Origin of the sequence: Streptomyces sp. YIM 98790 (assembly GCF_011421595.1) — a bacterium.
In the GTDB taxonomy this organism is placed as follows: Bacteria; Actinomycetota; Actinomycetes; order Streptomycetales; family Streptomycetaceae; genus Streptomyces.
Window position 1 is genome coordinate 1 of sequence record NZ_WTLH01000137.1, and the last position, 16,544, is coordinate 16,544.

The window sequence follows — 16,544 nt, forward strand, 5'->3', positions numbered from 1 at the left end:
ACCTCACCGACGCCGCCGCGGCCCGGGACGACGCCGAGCAGGTCGCCGCCGAGGCCGCCCGCACCATGGAGGAGCGTCAGGAGGCCGCGCAGCGCGCCCGCCGCTCGGCCGACGCCCTGGCCGGGCTCGCCTCCCGGTTGCGCGACCGCCCCCGCTGGCAGAGCCGGCTGCGGGAACTGGCCGAGGAGGCCGCCGAGGCCGAGGCCCGCGCCGCCGAACTGCTGGACCGTGCCCGCGCCGCGGACGAGGACCGCCGCGCCGCGGAACGGGCCGCCGACGACAGCCGCCGCACCGCCCGGGCCCTGCGCGCCGAGCGCGCCGAGATCAGCGGCGCCCCGGAGGAGGACGTCCCCGGCGCGGAACCCGCTGCGGAACCCGGCGGCGAGCCGGGAGAACCCGGCGCGGAGGCGGACGGCGCCCTCCCCGCCGAGCCGCTGCCCGCGCTGCGGGAGGCCTACCGCTCCGCCGCCCGGCTGTACGAGAAGGCCGGTGTCGGTGCCGACCTGCGCGCCGAGCAGGCCCGGGCAGAGGCGGACCAGAGCGCCGCCCAGGCCGCCCTGGACCGGCTCCCCGCCCGGGTCCGGGCCCGCGCCGCCCAGCTCCTCACCGGCGCCGAGGGCGCCGACGGCCCCTCCCGCGCCGCCGCCGCGGCCCGCGCCGAGGCCCAGGTGCACCTGCTGGAGTCCCGCGCCTCCGCGGCCAGCGAGCAGCTCGGCCGGCTGCGCGGCGAGGCCGAGCGGCTCGCCCCCGCCGAGGGCGGCGCCCACGCCGAGCTGCCCGGTGAGCTCGAGCCCGGGGACGCCGCCCACGCCCGCGAGCTGCTGCGCACGGCCACCGCCGAACATGCCGCCCGCGGCGAGGAGCTGGCCGCCGCCCGGGAGGCCCACGAGGAGCTGCTGCGCGACCACCGGCAGGCCGAGCGCGCCGCCGAGGAGTTCGCCGAGGCCGCCGCCCAGCTTCGCGACCTGCTGCGCGATCCGCACGGCGGCGCCGAGGAGGCGGCCGCCGAGGGCGCGGCCGAGCCCTACCCCGGCGGCCCCGAGGACGCCCGGCGCGCCGCCGCCGAATCCCGCCGCTCGCTGCGCGGCTGCGCGGCCGACCTGGCCGCCGCCGAGGCCGCCGTGCGGGACGCCGCCGACCGGCTCGTCCGGCACGCCAATGCCGCGCGCTACGAACAGGTGCGCACCCCGGCCCGGCAGCAGATCCGCGAACTGCCCGCCGCCGCCCTGCCGGATCACGCCGCCGCCTGGGCCGAGGCCTTCGCCCCCCGGCTGCGGGTGCTCGGCGACGAACTCGGCCAGCTGGAGCGCAACCGGGCGGGCATCGTGGACCGGCTGCGCGGCCTCACCGAATCCGCCCTGGTCACCCTGCGGCTTGCCCAGCGGCTCTCCCGGCTGCCCGAGGGCCTGGGGGAGTGGTCCGGCCAGGAGTTCCTGCGCATCCGCTTCGAGGACCCCGATCCGGCCACCCTCACCGAACGCCTCGGCGAGGTGATCGACGAGACCACCCGGGCCGCCGTCCGCAAGAACTCCGACCTCCGCCGGGACGGCATGTCCCTGCTGCTGCGCGGCGTGCACGCGGCCCTCGGCCCGCGCGGCGTCGCCGTGGAGATCCTCAAGCCCGACGCGGTGCTGCGGGCGGAGCGCGTCCCGGTCGGCCAGATGGGCGACGTCTTCTCCGGCGGCCAGCTCCTCACCGCCGCCATCGCGCTCTACTGCACCATGGCCGCGCTGCGCGGCAACGACCGCGGCCGGGACAAGCACCGGCACGCCGGCACCCTGTTCCTGGACAATCCCATCGGCCGGGCCAACGCCACCTACCTGCTGGAGCTCCAGCGGGCCGTCGCCGATGCCCTGGGCGTGCAACTGCTCTACACCACGGGCCTGTTCGACACCACCGCGCTCGCCGAGTTCCCCCTGGTGATCCGGTTGCGCAACGACGCCGATCTGCGCGCCGGCCTGAAGTACATCCGGGTCGAGGAGCATCTGCGCCCCGGACTGCCCCGGCGGCGCGGCGGCTCCGAGCCGGCGCACGGCGAGATCACCGCAACCCGGATGTACCGCCGTCCGCTCTCCGACCGCGCGGCCGCGCAGCAGCCATGACCCCGCGCCGGATTCCGCGCCGGGCGCATGCCCGGTCAGACGGCGCCACGGCGGCCGCGCGCGGCCGAACTCGGCAGCGACACCACCCCGTGCCGCTGCAGCCACGCCTGCCGGGTCACCCAGATGTCCAGCACCGCCCAGGTGGCCACCACCGCATTGGCGAGGGTGGACAGCAGCAGCGGAAGAACCAGCCAGGACCCGGCCAGCGCGCACAGCAGCACCGCGACAAGCTGAGTCAGCGTCAGCGCAATCACAATGACCGCCCGAACGGCGGCCGCCCGCACCGGATCGGGCATCCGGGGCTTCGCGTACACCCGCTCTCGCTCCCCTGTCCACTGTCCACATGACAAGCCGATGGGCATCGTCGCCGTCGTCCGGCCAACGACCCGCATCGACGCGACGACGGCGACGTTATGACGACGTTATGGTGGCGCTCTCTCGGTGGCGTGCGCGGTTTTGTCCGCCCTTCCCATGGTAGGACGGCTTGCGTACCCGGCACCGTACGGACCAGGATGAGGCGCTCGGACACCATGTGCGGTCGACACCTCACCGTCCGATGCACAACAGCCTCAGAGCTTCACAGAAGACTGGTCACTTACACCGGGGCCCCGGTGCGGCAGGGGCAGCGGTCCGCTGAACTCCCTGCGCCCGGGCGGAAACAGGGGAGGGCATGCGCTCTCGCGGAACGTCGATCCGGCGGAAGATCATGGCACTGCTGCTGGTGCCGCTGCTCGCCCTGGTGTCGATCTGGGCCTTCGCGACCGCCATCACCGTGCAGGAGGCACGGCAACTGCTCGCCGTCTCCACCGTGTTCGACAGGCTCGGCAAGCCTGCCGAGGCCGTGGTGCAGGCCGTCCAGGAGGAGCGCCGGCAGGCCGTGGTCTACCTCGCCGATCCGCGCAGTCCCGATTCCGCGCTGACCGAGAGCCAGCGGGCCACCGACGCCGCCGTCTCCGAACTGCGCCGCAACGCCGCGGCCGGCACCCGGGACGACCTGCCCGCCGACGGCCGGCAGAACCTGGACCTGCTGCTGGAGCAGCTCGGCCGGATCTCCGTGATCCGCGATCAGGTCGCCACCCACACCATCACCCGCAACGGCGCCCTGGACGAGTACCGGGGCATCACCGACCAGGGCCTGCGCTTCCAGGCCTCGCTGTTCCTGGTGGACAACGTGGGGCTCGACCGGCACGGCCGGGCCGTGGTGGGCCTCGGCCAGGGGGCCGAGCACCTGTCCCGGGCCGACGCCCTGGTGGCCGGCGCGCTCGCCGCCGGGCCGGCCATGGCCGAGGACGAGCGCCGTGCGCTCACCGAGCGCATCGCCGAGCGCGAACTGTCCTACGCCCTCTACCTCCCGGACCTGCCGGACACCGACCGGCAGGCGCACATCCGTTTCTGGCAGGGCGGCCAGGGCGTGCGGCTCACCGGCCTGGAGGAGCAGGTGGTCGCCGAGGGCGTGGCCGGCGTGCAGCCGGGCGAGTGGGAGGAGACCAACCGCGCCGCCCTTCAGGAGCTGCGGGCCCTGGCCGCCACCGCGGGCGGGAACTACCAGGACCGCGTCGGCCCGGCCGCCCGCGCCGTGCTGGTCCGGGCCGGGGCCGCCGCCATCCTGGGCCTGCTCGCCGTGCTGATCTCGGTCACCGTGTCCTGGCGGATCGGCCGCGGCCTGATCCGCGATCTGCGCACGCTGTGGACCCAGGCCAGGGAGGCCGCCGAGGTCCGGCTGCCCGGCGTGATGCGCCGGCTCGCCGAGGGCGAACGGGTCGACGCCGACACCGAGGCCCCGCTGCTGGAGTACGGCAAGGACGAGGTCGGCCAGGTCGGGCAGGCGCTCGGCACCCTGCAGCGGGCCGCGGTGGAGGCCGCGGTCAAACAGGCCGAGATGCGCCGCGGCGTCTCCGACGTCTTCGTCAACCTCGCCCGGCGCAGCCAGGTGCTGCTGCACAAGCAGCTCAGCCTGCTGGACGCCATGGAGCGCCGCACCGACGACGCCGACGAACTCGCCGACCTGTTCCGGATCGACCACCTCACCACCAGGATGCGGCGCCATGCCGAGGGCCTGATGATTCTCTCCGGCGCCGGCCCGGCCCGGCAGTGGCGCAACCCGGTCCAGCTGATGGACGTGGTGCGCGGCGCGGTCGCGGAGGTGGAGGACTACGAACGGGTCGAGGTGCGCAAGCTGCCCCGGCTCGCGGTGGACGGCAGGGCCGTCGCCGACCTCACCCACCTGATCGCCGAACTCCTGGAGAACGCCACCGTGTTCTCGCCGCCGCACACCGCGGTCCAGGTCACCGGGGAGGACGTGCCCAACGGCTTCTCGCTGGAGATCCACGACCGGGGGCTGGGCATGACCGCCGAGGCCGAGGCGGAGGCCAACCGGCGGCTCGCCGAGAACCCCGAGTTCGACATCACCGACACCACCCGCCTGGGCCTGTTCGTGGTCGCCCGGCTGGCCCGCCGCCACGATGTGCGGGTCTCGCTGCGCGAATCGCCCTACGGCGGCACCACCGCCGTGGTGCTGCTGCCGCAGGCCCTGCTCAGCGAGGTCCCGGAGGGCGCGTCGACACACGGCCCGCTGCCCGAGCGGCCCGCACCCCCGACCCTGCTCAACGGCCCGGTGGACGGGCCCGTGGAGCTGGAGGCCCCGGTCCGGCTGCCGCAGCGGCTGAGCCGGGAGGACCGCCCCGCGCCCGCCGGCCCCTCCTTCGACGACAGTGTGCAGCATGCGGCGCTCGACGAGCCGCCGCCGGCCGTCCCGCTGCCGCAGCGGCCCCACGCGCCCGTGCTCGTCGCCGACCACGGCAGGTTCGTCAACCGCGGACGGGACGGATGGGACATTCCGGCCCGGCGCGCGGACCGCGACATCCCGGAGTACCCCGACATGCCTGACATCCCCGACGCCCGTCCGTCCTCCCGCCGTTCCGCCGACTCCCCCCACCCGTCCTCCGGGCCGTCCCCCGCGTCGCCGCCCGGCGGTGACGCCGCGGAACCGCCCAGCACCAGCAGCGGCCTGCCGCGCCGCGTGCCCGGCGCCGGACCGGGCCCGCTGCGCCGCACCGGCCGGGACCACGCCGCCGAGCACCCGTCCGGCTCCGACGCCCCGCCGCCCGGCCCGCGGCCCGGATCCGGCTCCCCGGAGCCGGACGCCGAGGTGGTCCGGCTGCGGCTGGCCTCCTTCCAGCGCGGTTCGCAGCGCGGCCGGGCCCAGGCGGAGCGCCGCACACCCCGTCCCGCACCGGGCGGCACCGAGGGCGACGAGGCCGGCCCCGGAACCGAGGACGAGCGACCATGAGACCGCCCGTCGCCGCCCCGGCCCGTCCGGCCGCCGGCCCGCAGCCCACCCGCGTCACCGGCCCCGCGCCCGGGCGGAGCCGACCAGGCGGCCACCATGTCGCTCGGCTGGTTTGACGAGGAGGCCGGACCGGTCGTCCGCCCGTACGCCATGACGCGCGGCCGCACCCGGGCCTCCTCCGGCACGCACCTCGATCTCATCGCCCTGGTCACCGCCGATGTGGCGCCCGGGCGCCACGCCGGGGACCCGGTGCTGGCCGACGGCCAGACCCTGGCCCCCGAGCACGCCGAGATCCTGCGCCGCTGCCGCCGCACCTCCGAGTCGGTGGCCGAACTGGCCAGCGGGCTCGACCTGCCGCTCGGGGTGGTCCGGGTGCTGATCAGCGACCTGCTGGAGGCCCGGCTGGTCAGGGTGACCCACCCGGTTGCCTCGCTGCCCGACGAGACCCTGCAGAGCGTCCTGGACGGCCTCCGCACGCTCTAGCCCTCAGCCCGTGCCCGCCCCGCGCCGGCCCGCCCGCCCCCGGCCCGCGCGGTCGGCGGCCGGTACCGGGAGGGAGGCGGACGGCGGCGCCGCACATGCGCCCGGGAGCCGGGGCGTGCCGCGCCGGGTCGGCGCGGTGTGCCGCCCACACGTGTGGCGGGCCGGGAATATGGGCGGGCCACCCCTGGCGCGGTCCCCGGCCGCGTGGCAGGGTCCTGCTGCACATACCAGCCGGAACAGGAGCCGCCATGACGACCGCCCCCTCCGACCCGCCCGCAGCCCCGGACCCGGCCTCCGGCCCGGCGCCGGAACCGCTGTGGCGGCCCGGCCCGGAACGCGTCGAACAGGCCCGGCTCACCCGCTTCCACCACTGGGCCGCCGAACGGCACGGCGCCCCCCGGCCGCTGCCCGGCGACCCGGAGGGCAGTTACGCCGCACTGCACCGCTGGTCGGTCACGGAGCTGGACGCCTTCTGGCAGGCGGTCACCGAGTGGTTCGACGTCTCCTTCGCGACCCCCGCGCGGACCGTGCTCGCCGGCCGCACGATGCCCGGCGCCCAGTGGTTCCCGGGGGCCACCCTGAACTACGCCGAGCACGCGCTGCGCGCCGCCGACGACCCCGCGCTGGCCGGCCGCCCCGCCCTGCTCCGGGTGGACGAGCGCCACCAGCCCGAGCCGGTGAGCTGGGCCGAGCTGCGCCGCCGGGTCGCCGCCCTGGCCGCCTCGCTGCGGCGGCTCGGCGTCGGCCCCGGCGACCGGGTGGCCGGCTACCTGCCCAACATCCCGGAGGCGGTGACCGCGCTGCTGGCCACCGCCGCGGTCGGCGCGGTGTGGACCTCCTGCGCCCCGGACTTCGGAGCCCGCAGCGTGCTGGACCGCTTCCAGCAGACCGAGCCCGTGGTGCTGTTCACCGTGGACGGCTACCGGTACGGCGGCAAGGAGCACGACCGCGCCGCCACCGTCGCCGAACTGCGCGACGGCCTGCCCACGCTGCGCGCCGTGGTGCACATCCCGCTGCTGGGCACCCCGGCGCCCGTGGGCGCCCTGGAGTGGGACGCGCTGACCGCCGGGGAGGCCGGCCCCGAGTACACCCCGGTGCCCTTCGACCACCCGCTGTGGGTGCTGTACTCCTCCGGCACCACCGGGCTGCCCAAGGCGATCGTGCAGTCCCAGGGCGGCATCCTGGTCGAGCACCTCAAGCAGCTCGGCCTGCACTGCGACCTGGGCACCGGCGACCGGATCTTCTGGTACACCTCCACCGGCTGGATGATGTGGAACTTCCTGGTCTCCGGCCTGCTGGTGGGCGCCACCGTGGTGCTCTACGACGGCAGCCCCGGCCATCCCTCCACCGGCGCCCAGTGGCTGGTGGCCGAGCGCACCCGGGCCACCCTCTACGGCACCTCGGCGGCCTATGTGATGGCCTGCGTCAAGGCGGGCGTGCACCCGGCCCGGGACCACGACCTGTCCGCCACCCGGTGTGTGGCCACCACCGGCTCGCCGCTGCCGCCGGACGGCTTCCGCTGGCTGCACGACGAGGTGGCGGCCGGCCTGTGGATCGCCTCGGTCAGCGGCGGCACCGACGTGTGCAGCTGTTTCGCCGGTGCGGTGCCCACCCTTCCGGTGTACACCGGAGAGCTCCAGGCCCCCTGCCTGGGGACCGGTCTGCAGGCCTGGGACCCGCACGGCAGGCCGCTGACCGACGAGGTGGGCGAGCTGGTGGTGACCAACCCGATGCCGTCCATGCCGGTGCGGTTCTGGAACGACCCGGACGGCAGCCGTTACCGGGACAGCTACTTCGACATGTTCCCGGGCGTGTGGCGGCACGGCGACTGGACCACGGTCACCTCCCGGGGCACCGTCGTCATCCACGGCCGCTCCGACTCCACTCTCAACCGGCAGGGCGTGCGGATGGGCTCGGCGGACATCTACGAGGCGGTGGAACGGCTGCCGGAGGTCCGGGAGTCCCTGGTCATCGGGGTGGAGCAGCCGGACGGCGGCTACTGGATGCCGCTCTTCGTGGCGCCGGCCCCGGGCGCGGTCCTGGACGACGCGCTGCGCGAGCGCATCCGGCGGACCCTGCGCCGGGAGCTCTCGCCGCGCCATGTGCCGGACGAGATCATCGAGATCCCGGCCGTGCCGCACACCCTGACCGGGAAGCGGATCGAGGTGCCGGTGAAGCGGATCTTCCAGGGTGTGCCGCTGGAGAAGGCGGTGAACCCGGGGTCGGTGGACGACGCCGGACTGCTCGCGTTCTTCGCCCGCCTGGCCGCCGAGCGCCGTACCGCCGGGGGTGACGGCTGACGGTTCCGGCCGCGCCTGTCAGACCGAACCCCTACTCTCGGTGAGCGAAGGTACTCACTGAGCAACGGGGGGATTCCGATGCCGCGCACCCGCAAGCCCGCCGGTCCCACGCACCCTGCCAGGTCCGGCCACGATTCCGCCCGGGGGTCCGCCCGGGGGTCAGCCCGGGGGTCCACCCGGGATTTCGCCCGGGAGACCGTGCGCACCGTGGCGGTCCTCGCCGACCGGGCGAGTTTTGCACTGATGCACCGGTACGCCGCCTTCCGGCACGAGAGCCATGCCGGCTATCTGCGGCGGCTGGAGCGCCATCTGCGGCGCCTGTCCCGGGACGGCGGCTACACCCAGGTGGCGCTGTTCGATCCCGAGGAGTACGCCGAGTTCTGCGCGCTGCGCGAGCTGAACCCGGACCGGGCCGCCAGCCGCGCCCGGTACACCGGGGAGATCGCCACGGCGGGCCCGGCGGTGCGCTACCGGGGGCAGCCGCTCTCCGTGCTGCTTCCCGAACTGCTGGCCGTCCGCGACCGGCAGCAGCTCTGGAGCCAGTGCCGGGAGTTGCTGCTGGGCGCCGGGAGCTGCCCGGGATGCGGCACCCCGCACGCCGAGTGCGGAGTGCGGCGGGCCGCGGCCGGGCTGGCCGCGGTGCTGGAGGGCACCGGGCCCGGAGTGCACCACCTGGTCTGCACCGTGATCGGTGACGCGGGCCCGGTGAGCGCCGCGCTGCACGCCGAGCGGGACGCGGCCGGCGGCACCGCCCTGCCCGAGCCGGACACCATGCTGCTGTCCATGGTGCTGGCCGTGGCCCTGGCCACCGGCCGCCCCGGCGGGCTGGTGCTGCGCCAGGCCGGTCCGGGCGAGACCGTGCTCGGCTGGGCCACCGAGGACGGCTGGCTGCGCCCGCTCGCCGAGGCGGAGATCTTCGCCGCCTACTGCACCGACCCGCACACCGGCGAACCCTTGCCGCCCGAGTCCGGTGTCGCCTACCGGACCGCACCGTCACTGCCTCCGCCGCCTCCGTGCCCCGGGCCCTGACCGCGCGCCTCCGCCCGGCACCCTCGGACCGGTGGCCGGTGGGGTGCCGGGGGAGCCGGGGCGGCGGTTCGCGGCGCGGCCCGCGGCGGGCCACCGCGGGGCTATTCGCCGCTGAGCACCGAGTGCGCCGCGGTGCGGGCCTCCTCGGCGGTGTCGGCGGCGCGGGCGGCGGCGGCCGCGCGTTCGCACTGCGCCAGCGTGTGCTTGGCCAGCGCGGACCGCACGTAGGGCAGCGCCGAGGCGGCCATGGACAGGCTGGTCACGCCCAGGCCGGTGAGCACGCAGGCCAGCAGCGGATCGGCGGCCGCCTCGCCGCACACCCCGCAGCTCTTGCCCTCGGCCTTGGCCGCCTCGGCGGCCAGGGCCACCAGGTCCAGCAGGGCCGGCTGCCACGGGTCCTGGAGCCGGGAGACGGCACCGACCTGCCGGTCGGCCGCAAAGGTGTACTGCGCCAGGTCGTTGGTGCCCAGCGAGAGGAACTCCACCTCCTGGAGCACCGCCCGGGCGCGCAGCGCGGCGGACGGGATCTCCACCATCGCACCGGCCTTGGCCTGCAGACCGGCCTCCCGGCAGGCGTCGGCGAAGGCCCGGGCGTCCGCCCGGTCGGCCACCATCGGGGCCATCACCTCCAGGTAGACCGGCAGCCCCTCGGCCGCCCTGGCCAGCGCCCGCAGCTGGGTCAGCAGCACCCCGGGATGGTCCAGCAGGGCGCGCAGCCCGCGGACGCCCAGCGCCGGATTCGGCTCGTCGGCCGCGGTGAGGAAGGCCAGCGGCTTGTCCGCCCCGGCGTCCAGCACCCGCACCACCACCCGGCCCTCCGGGAACGCGTGGAGCACCTGCCGGTACACCTCGGCCTGCACGTCCTCCGACGGCGGCCGCCCGTCGCTCTCCAGGAAGAGGAACTCCGTGCGGAACAGCCCCACGCCCTCGGCGCCCGCCTCCAGCGCCGCCGGCACATCGGCGGGGCCGCCGATGTTGGCCAGCAGCGGGATCTTGTGCCCGTCCGAGGTGGCCCCGGGCCCGGCCGACGCGGCCAGCGCCGCCCGCCGTTCCTCGGCGGCCCGGGCGAGTGCGGCCCGCTCCGCGGCGTCCGGATTGACCACCACCTCGCCGGTGCTGCCGTCCACCGCCACCAGCGTGCCCTCGGGCAGCTCCACCGCGCCGGGCAGCGCCACCACCGCGGGCACGCCCAGGGCCCGTGCCAGGATCGCGCTGTGGCTGGTCGGGCCGCCCTCCTCGGTGACGAAGCCCAGCACCAGCGTGGGGTCGAGCAGCGCGGTGTCGGCCGGGGCCAGATCGCGGGCCAGCAGCACGAACGGTTCGTCGCTGTCCGGCACCCCGGGCATCGGCACCCCGAGCAGCCGGGCCACCATCCGGTTGCGCACGTCGTCCAGGTCGGCCACCCGGCCCGCCAGGTACTCGCCCGCGCCCGCCAGCAGCGCCCGGTACGAGGCGAAGGCGTCGTACGCGGCCCGCTCCGCCGTGGAGCCCACCGCGATCCGCCGTTCGATGTCCGCCATCAGCTCCGGGTCCTGCGCCATCAGCGCCTGGGCCTCCAGCACGGCCTGGGCCTCGCCGCCGGCCAGATTGCCCCGGGCGACCAGGTCGGCGGCCACCGCCTCGGCGGCCCGCCGGGCCCGTGCCTGCTCGCGCGGCGCGTCCTCGGGAGCGATCTGCCGGGCCGGGGGCTCCAGCAGCGCGGTGCCCATGTGCCGCACCTCGCCGATGGCCACTCCGTGGCTCACCCCGACCCCTCGCAGCTTTGCGTCCATCTCACGCGTCTCCGGACTCGGTTCCAGTGGAGGTCCAGTGGAACAGTGTGTCCCCGGCCCGCACCTCGCGCCCGTCGGCCAGCCCGGACAGCTCACCGGCGCCGGCCTCCAGGGCCACCACCGGGCAGACCGGGGACCGCCCGGCCGCCTCCACCGCGGCCGGGTCCCACCTGACCACCGGCTGGCCGCGCACCACGGTGTCGCCCTTGGCGACGAGCACCTCGAAACCCTCGCCGGCGAGCTGCACGGTGTCGATGCCCAGATGGGTGAGCACGCCGTGCCCCCGGTCGTCCAGCACCACGAAGGCGTGCGGATGCAGGGAGACGATCGTCCCGTCCACCGGGGCCACCGCGGCGGCGGGCTCGCGCACCGGGTCGACGGCCGTTCCCGGGCCCACCATGGCCCCGGAGAACACCGGATCGGGCACCTCGGCGAGGCCGACGGCCCGCCCGCTCACGGGTGACGAAACAGTGGTCATGGCTGGCCTGGCCTCTCCGGGGCGCGGCGGCGCCGGGAGGGCCGCCTCTGCTGCTGTCTGTCGGTCCGGGTATAGGTCTAGACCTGGTGCGAGGTCAAGTCCTCGGGCCGGTTCTGCCCGGTTTTGAGACTATGCCAGGGTGATGCGGCATTGCGCGCCGCGGCCCGTGCGGCGGTCCCGGCGGTGTCCGGCGCGCCCCGCCGCGCGGTGCCGCCGCCCGGGCCGGTAGGGTCGAGGCGGCGCCGGCGGCCCGCGGCGGTCCGGCCCGCCGGATCCACGGCCGCACAACGGGTACGCACGGGAGGGCTCCGCCGGTGGAGGTCCAGGAGACACGCATTCAGACCGACCGGGTGCTCACCGTCCCCAACCTGCTCAGCATGGCCCGGCTGGCGGGTGTGCCGGTCTTCCTCTGGCTGATCCTGTCCCCGGTCTTCGACGGCCCGGACTACGACGGCTGGGCACTGGCGGTGCTCGCCTTCAGCGGCGTCAGCGACTACCTGGACGGCAAGCTCGCCCGCCGCTGGAACCAGATCAGCGCGCTGGGCCGGGTGCTGGACCCGGCCGCCGACCGGCTCTACATTCTCGCCACCCTCATCGGCCTCACCTGGCGCGAGATCGTCCCGCTCTGGCTGGCCGCCCTGCTGCTCGCCCGGGAACTGATGCTGCTGGTCGCGGTCTGGGTGCTGGACCGGCACGGCTATGCACCGCCGCAGGTCAACTTCCTCGGCAAGGCCGCGACGTCCTGTCTGATGTACGCGTTCCCGCTGCTGCTGCTCAGTGACGGAAGTGGCTGGGTGTCGTCACTGGCTGCTATGTTCGGATGGGCGTTCGCCTGGTGGGGTACAGCGTTGTACTGGTGGGCAGGGATGCTCTACGTCGTCCAGGTCCGCCGACTGCTGAAGGCGGCCGCCACGGCCGGCTGAACCCGCCCCGCCGGGACGGCACGGGACCGAAGGACCCGCATCGAGCCCCTCCCCGGGGACGACGTCGCCACGACTGCCGGAGGAACCCCGGGCATCCGGGCATCGGCCTCCGGACGGGCGCGGCCGGCATGACTGTCGACTCTTGGAGGAGGAGACTTCCGATATGAAGGCCGTCGTGATGGCGGGCGGAGAAGGCACCAGGCTCCGGCCGATGACCGCGAGCATGCCCAAACCGCTGCTGCCGGTCGCCAACCGCCCGATCATGGAACACGTCCTGAGGCTGCTCAAGCAGCACGGGCTGACCGAGACCGTGGTCACCGTACAGTTCCTCGCCTCCCTGGTGAAGAACTACTTCGGGGACGGCGAGGAACTCGGCATGGAACTGAGCTACGCCCACGAGGAGAAGCCCCTCGGCACCGCGGGCAGCGTGAAGAACGCCGAGGAGGCGCTCAAGGACGACTCCTTCCTCGTCATCTCCGGTGACGCGCTCACCGACTTCGACCTCACCGACCTCATCCGCTACCACCGCGAGAAGGGCGCCCTGGTCACCGTCTGCCTCACCCGGGTGCCCAACCCGCTGGAGTTCGGCATCACCATCGTCGACGACGAGGGCAAGGTGGAGCGTTTCCTGGAGAAGCCGACCTGGGGCCAGGTCTTCTCCGACACCGTCAACACCGGCATCTACGTCATGGAGCCGGAGGTCTTCGATTACGTGGAGGCCGACGTCTCCGTGGACTGGTCCGGGGACGTCTTCCCCCGCCTGCTCAAGGAGGGGCGCCCGATCTACGGCTACATCGCCGAGGGCTACTGGGAGGACGTCGGCACCCACGAGAGCTATGTCAAGGCCCAGGCGGACGTGCTGGAGGGCCGGGTCAGGGCCGATCTCGACGGCTTCGAGATCTCGCCCGGCGTCTGGGTCGCCGAGGGCGCCGAGGTGCACCCCGACGCCAAGCTCCGCGGCCCGCTCTACATCGGCGACTACGCCAAGGTGGAGGCCGGCGCCGAGATCCGCGAGCACACCGTGGTCGGCTCCAACGTGGTGGTCAAGTCGGACGCCTTCCTGCACAAGGCGGTGGTCCACGACAACGTCTACATCGGCCCGCAGACCAACCTGCGCGGCTGTGTGATCGGCAAGAACACCGATGTCATGCGGGCGGCCCGGATCGAGGACGGCGCGGTCATCGGGGACGAGTGCCTGATCGGTGAAGAATCGATTGTTCAGGGCAATGTGCGGGTCTACCCCTTCAAGACCGTCGAGGCCGGCGCCTTCGTCTCCACCTCGGTGATCTGGGAGTCCCGCGGCCAGGCCAATCTCTTCGGCGCCCGCGGCGTCTCCGGGATCATGAACGTCGAGATCACCCCGGAACTGGCGGTGCGGCTGGCCAGCGCCTACGCCACCACCCTGAAGAAGGGCTCCACCGTCACCACCGCCCGGGACCACTCCCGGGGCGCCCGGGCCCTGAAACGGGCCGTGATCTCCGCCCTCCAGGCCAGCGCCATCGACGTCCGCGACCTGGAGAACGTCCCGCTCCCGGTGGCCCGCCAGCAGACCGCCCGGGGCAGCGCCGGCGGCATCATGATCCGCACCAGCCCCGGCCGCCCCGACTCGCTGGACATCCTCTTCCTGGACGAGCGCGGCGCCGACCTCTCCCAGGCCGCCCAGCGCAAGCTGGACCGGGTCTACGCCCGCCAGGAGTACCGCCGCGCCTTCCCCGGCGAGATCGGTGACCTGTCCTTCCCGGCCAGCGTCTTCGACGCCTACACCGGCTCGGTGATGCGCGCCGTGGACACCACGGGCGTGGCCGAGTCCGGCCTGAAGATCGTGGTGGACGCCGCGCACGGCAGCGCCGGCCTGGTGCTGCCCAGCCTGCTCGGCCGCCTCGGGGTGGAGTCCCTCACCATCAACCCCGGCCTGGACGAGGCCCGCCCCACCGAGACCGCGGAGGAACGCCGGGCCGGCCTGGTCCGCCTCGGCGAGATCGTGGCCTCCGCCCGTGCCGCCTTCGGCGTCCGCTTCGACCCGGTGGGCGAACGTCTCTCCCTGGTGGACGAGCGCGGCCGGATCGTCGAGGACCACCGCGCCCTGCTGGTCATGCTGGACCTGATCGCCGCCGAGCGGCGCAGCGGCCGGGTCGCCCTGCCGGTCACCACCACCCGCATCGCCGAGCAGGTCGCCGCCTACCACGGCACCCAGGTGGAGTGGACCACGACCTCGCCCGACGACCTGACCCGGGTCGCCCTCAAGGACGGCACGGTCTTCGGCGGCGACGGCCGCGGCGGCTTCATCGTCCCCGAGTTCAGCAGCGTCTTCGACGCCGCCGCCGCCTTCGCCCGGCTGGTCGGGCTGGTGGCCCGCACCCAGCTCTCGCTCAGCCAGATCGACGCCCGGATCCCGCGCGCCCACCTCCAGCGCCGCGACATCGCCACCCCGTGGGCGGTGAAGGGCATGGTCATGCGCAGGGTGGTGGAGGCCGCCGGGGACCGCTCGGTGGACACCACCGACGGCGTGCGGGTCGTCGAGACGGACGGCCGCTGGGTGCTGGTGCTGCCCGACCCGGCCGAGGCCGTCACCCACCTGTGGGCCGAGGGGCCGGACGACGACGCCGCCCGCGAACTGCTGGACACCTGGACCGCGGTGATCGACACCGCCGCCGGCTGACCTGCTGCCCGGCCCGTCCGCCGGACGGGTGAGGCGTCTCCCGGGCCGTCCGCCGGCCCGGGAGGCGTTCCCGCCCTCCGGGGGCGCTTTTTGCGCAGCCGCGTGCCCGTGCAACCATGTCCGCCATGCCACAGCAGCGCGGAGACCGGCCGCCGGCCGCTCACGCCCCGGACCGGGCGGCGGCTGCCCGCCCGGACGCCTCCATGTGGCTGCTCAACCAGGTCATGGACCACACCCTGGACGAGGGATACGAACAGGAGGCGGCCCGCCGGGCGGCCGAGGGCCGCACCGGTGACACCGGCCGGCTGCGGCCCTGGCTGATCGCCGGCACCCTCCTGATCGCCATGGTCATCACCCTGGGCGCGGCCCAGGCCCGCAGCTCCATGCCCGCCGTGGCCAAGGAGCGCCGGGAGCTGACCGACCGGATCGAGCGCGGCACCGCCGAGGCGGAACGGCTCCAGGAGGAGGTCGACGCCCTCCGCGACGAGCTGGCCGACCGGGAGCGCGAGGCGCTGCGCGAGGAGGGCGGCGAGCGGGCCGAGCTGACCGCGCTGCTGGCCGGTGCGGTCGCCGTGACCGGCCCGGGCCTCGAGATCGTGGTGGACGACGCGGAGAGTGTCGCCCAGGGGCTGCCGGACGGCGGGCGCGACGACTCCGACACCGGCCGGGTCCGCGACCGCGACCTCCAGCGCATCGTGAACGGCCTGTGGGCCTCCGGTGCCGAGGCCATCGCCGTCAACGGCCAGCGGCTCACCGCCCTGTCCGCCATCCGGCACGCCGGCGAGGCCGTCCTGGTCGACAACCGCCCGCTGGTGCCGCCCTACACGATCCGGGCGATCGGCGACGGCCCGGCGCTGCGGGACGCCTTCGAGGAGTTCGAGCGGAACATGAGCAGCGATCTGCTCACCCTGGAGGAACTCCGGGAGTACTTCGGCATCCGGGTCGAGACCTCGGTCCGGGAGGAACTGCGGCTGCCGGCCTCGGCCGGGCTCACCCTGCGGACCGCCCAACCCCTGCGGACAGGAGAAGGAAACACACCGTGATCGCCGTTCTCGGGCTGGTGCTCGGAGTAGTGGTGGGCATCATCACCCGTCCGGTGGTGCCCACCGAGGTGGAGCCGTATCTGCCGATCGCCGTGGTCGCCGCGCTGGACGCCGTCTTCGGCGCGCTGCGCGCCCGGCTGGACGGCAAGTTCAGCGACAAGGTCTTCGTCGTGTCGTTCCTGTCCAATGTGGTGGTCGCCGCGCTGATCGTCTTCCTGGGCGACAAGCTGGGCGTCGGCGCCCAGCTGTCCACCGGGGTCGTGGTCGTGTTCGGCATCCGGATCTTCTCCAACGCGGCTTCCATCCGCCGCCACATCTTCCACGCCTGAGGCCGATGACCAGCAACGATTCCACCCCCCAGTCCTCCGGGCCGGCCGGGAACCGTCCCGGGCGCCCGGCACGCGGCGACGCGGGCCGGGCCGGTCCCCCGCCCGGCCCGGCCGGTGACGGCACGAGCGGCCCGGGC

General features: G+C 75.0%; 11 protein-coding genes and 1 pseudogene. 9 read left to right on the plus strand and 3 right to left on the minus strand.

The features are described from left to right. Positions 1-2,102, plus strand: a pseudogene (locus tag GQS09_RS20245) (hypothetical protein); the annotation flags it as partial. Between the two features lie 35 nt (positions 2,103-2,137). Here GQS09_RS20245 and GQS09_RS20250 read toward each other — a convergent pair. Then, positions 2,138-2,416 (minus strand): hypothetical protein, encoded by a 279-nt coding sequence (locus GQS09_RS20250; protein WP_313896240.1) that lies wholly within the window; start codon positions 2,414-2,416, stop codon positions 2,138-2,140. A gap of 356 nt (positions 2,417-2,772) precedes the next feature. Here GQS09_RS20250 and GQS09_RS20255 point away from each other — a divergent pair, with 356 nt between their 5' ends. From GQS09_RS20255 to GQS09_RS20270, 4 genes are all read left to right on the plus strand, one after another. Then, complete coding sequence (locus tag GQS09_RS20255; protein WP_165988348.1) at positions 2,773-5,391, plus strand: nitrate- and nitrite sensing domain-containing protein; 2,619 nt, start codon at positions 2,773-2,775, stop codon at positions 5,389-5,391. A gap of 96 nt (positions 5,392-5,487) precedes the next feature. Further along, positions 5,488-5,874, plus strand: a complete 387-nt coding sequence (locus tag GQS09_RS20260; protein ID WP_165988350.1) for a DUF742 domain-containing protein — start codon at positions 5,488-5,490, stop codon at positions 5,872-5,874. 248 nt (positions 5,875-6,122) lie between these two features. Further along, positions 6,123-8,174 carry an acetoacetate--CoA ligase gene (locus GQS09_RS20265; RefSeq protein ID WP_165988352.1) on the plus strand — a complete coding sequence of 684 codons (2,052 nt, stop codon included), beginning with the start codon at positions 6,123-6,125 and terminating at the stop codon, positions 8,172-8,174. Positions 8,175-8,372: 198 nt separating this feature from the next. Next, positions 8,373-9,203 (plus strand): hypothetical protein, encoded by an 831-nt coding sequence (locus tag GQS09_RS20270; RefSeq protein WP_165988355.1) that lies wholly within the window; start codon positions 8,373-8,375, stop codon positions 9,201-9,203. Between the two features lie 101 nt (positions 9,204-9,304). Here GQS09_RS20270 and ptsP read toward each other — a convergent pair whose 3' ends face one another. Together ptsP and GQS09_RS20280 are read right to left on the minus strand one after the other, a co-directional pair. After that, the gene (gene ptsP, locus GQS09_RS20275) at positions 9,305-10,975 is read right to left on the minus strand and encodes a phosphoenolpyruvate--protein phosphotransferase (RefSeq protein WP_165988357.1); all 1,671 of its coding nucleotides are present in this window, start codon (positions 10,973-10,975) and stop codon (positions 9,305-9,307) included. Between the two features lies 1 nt (position 10,976). After that, positions 10,977-11,453: a PTS glucose transporter subunit IIA gene (locus GQS09_RS20280; RefSeq protein ID WP_165988360.1), complete on the minus strand. Its 477-nt coding sequence runs from the start codon at positions 11,451-11,453 to the stop codon at positions 10,977-10,979. Between the two features lie 314 nt (positions 11,454-11,767). On the opposite strand from GQS09_RS20280, the gene GQS09_RS20285 reads away from it, so the two are divergent. The 4 genes from GQS09_RS20285 (at position 11,768) to GQS09_RS20300 (ending at position 16,407) form a co-directional block, all read left to right on the plus strand. Then, the gene (locus GQS09_RS20285; protein WP_165988362.1) at positions 11,768-12,376 is read left to right on the plus strand and encodes a CDP-alcohol phosphatidyltransferase family protein; all 609 of its coding nucleotides are present in this window, start codon (positions 11,768-11,770) and stop codon (positions 12,374-12,376) included. Between the two features lie 163 nt (positions 12,377-12,539). After that, positions 12,540-15,035: a mannose-1-phosphate guanyltransferase gene (locus tag GQS09_RS20290; protein ID WP_165988364.1), complete on the plus strand. Its 2,496-nt coding sequence runs from the start codon at positions 12,540-12,542 to the stop codon at positions 15,033-15,035. Positions 15,036-15,151: 116 nt separating this feature from the next. Beyond that, the gene (locus GQS09_RS20295; protein ID WP_399552569.1) at positions 15,152-16,078 is read left to right on the plus strand and encodes a DUF881 domain-containing protein; all 927 of its coding nucleotides are present in this window, start codon (positions 15,152-15,154) and stop codon (positions 16,076-16,078) included. Continuing rightward, a complete protein-coding gene (locus GQS09_RS20300; protein ID WP_165988366.1) occupies positions 16,075-16,407 on the plus strand; it encodes a small basic family protein in 333 nt (110 codons plus the stop codon). The genes GQS09_RS20295 and GQS09_RS20300 overlap by 4 nt, the downstream gene beginning before the upstream one ends. The last annotated feature ends 137 nt before the right edge of the window (positions 16,408-16,544 follow it).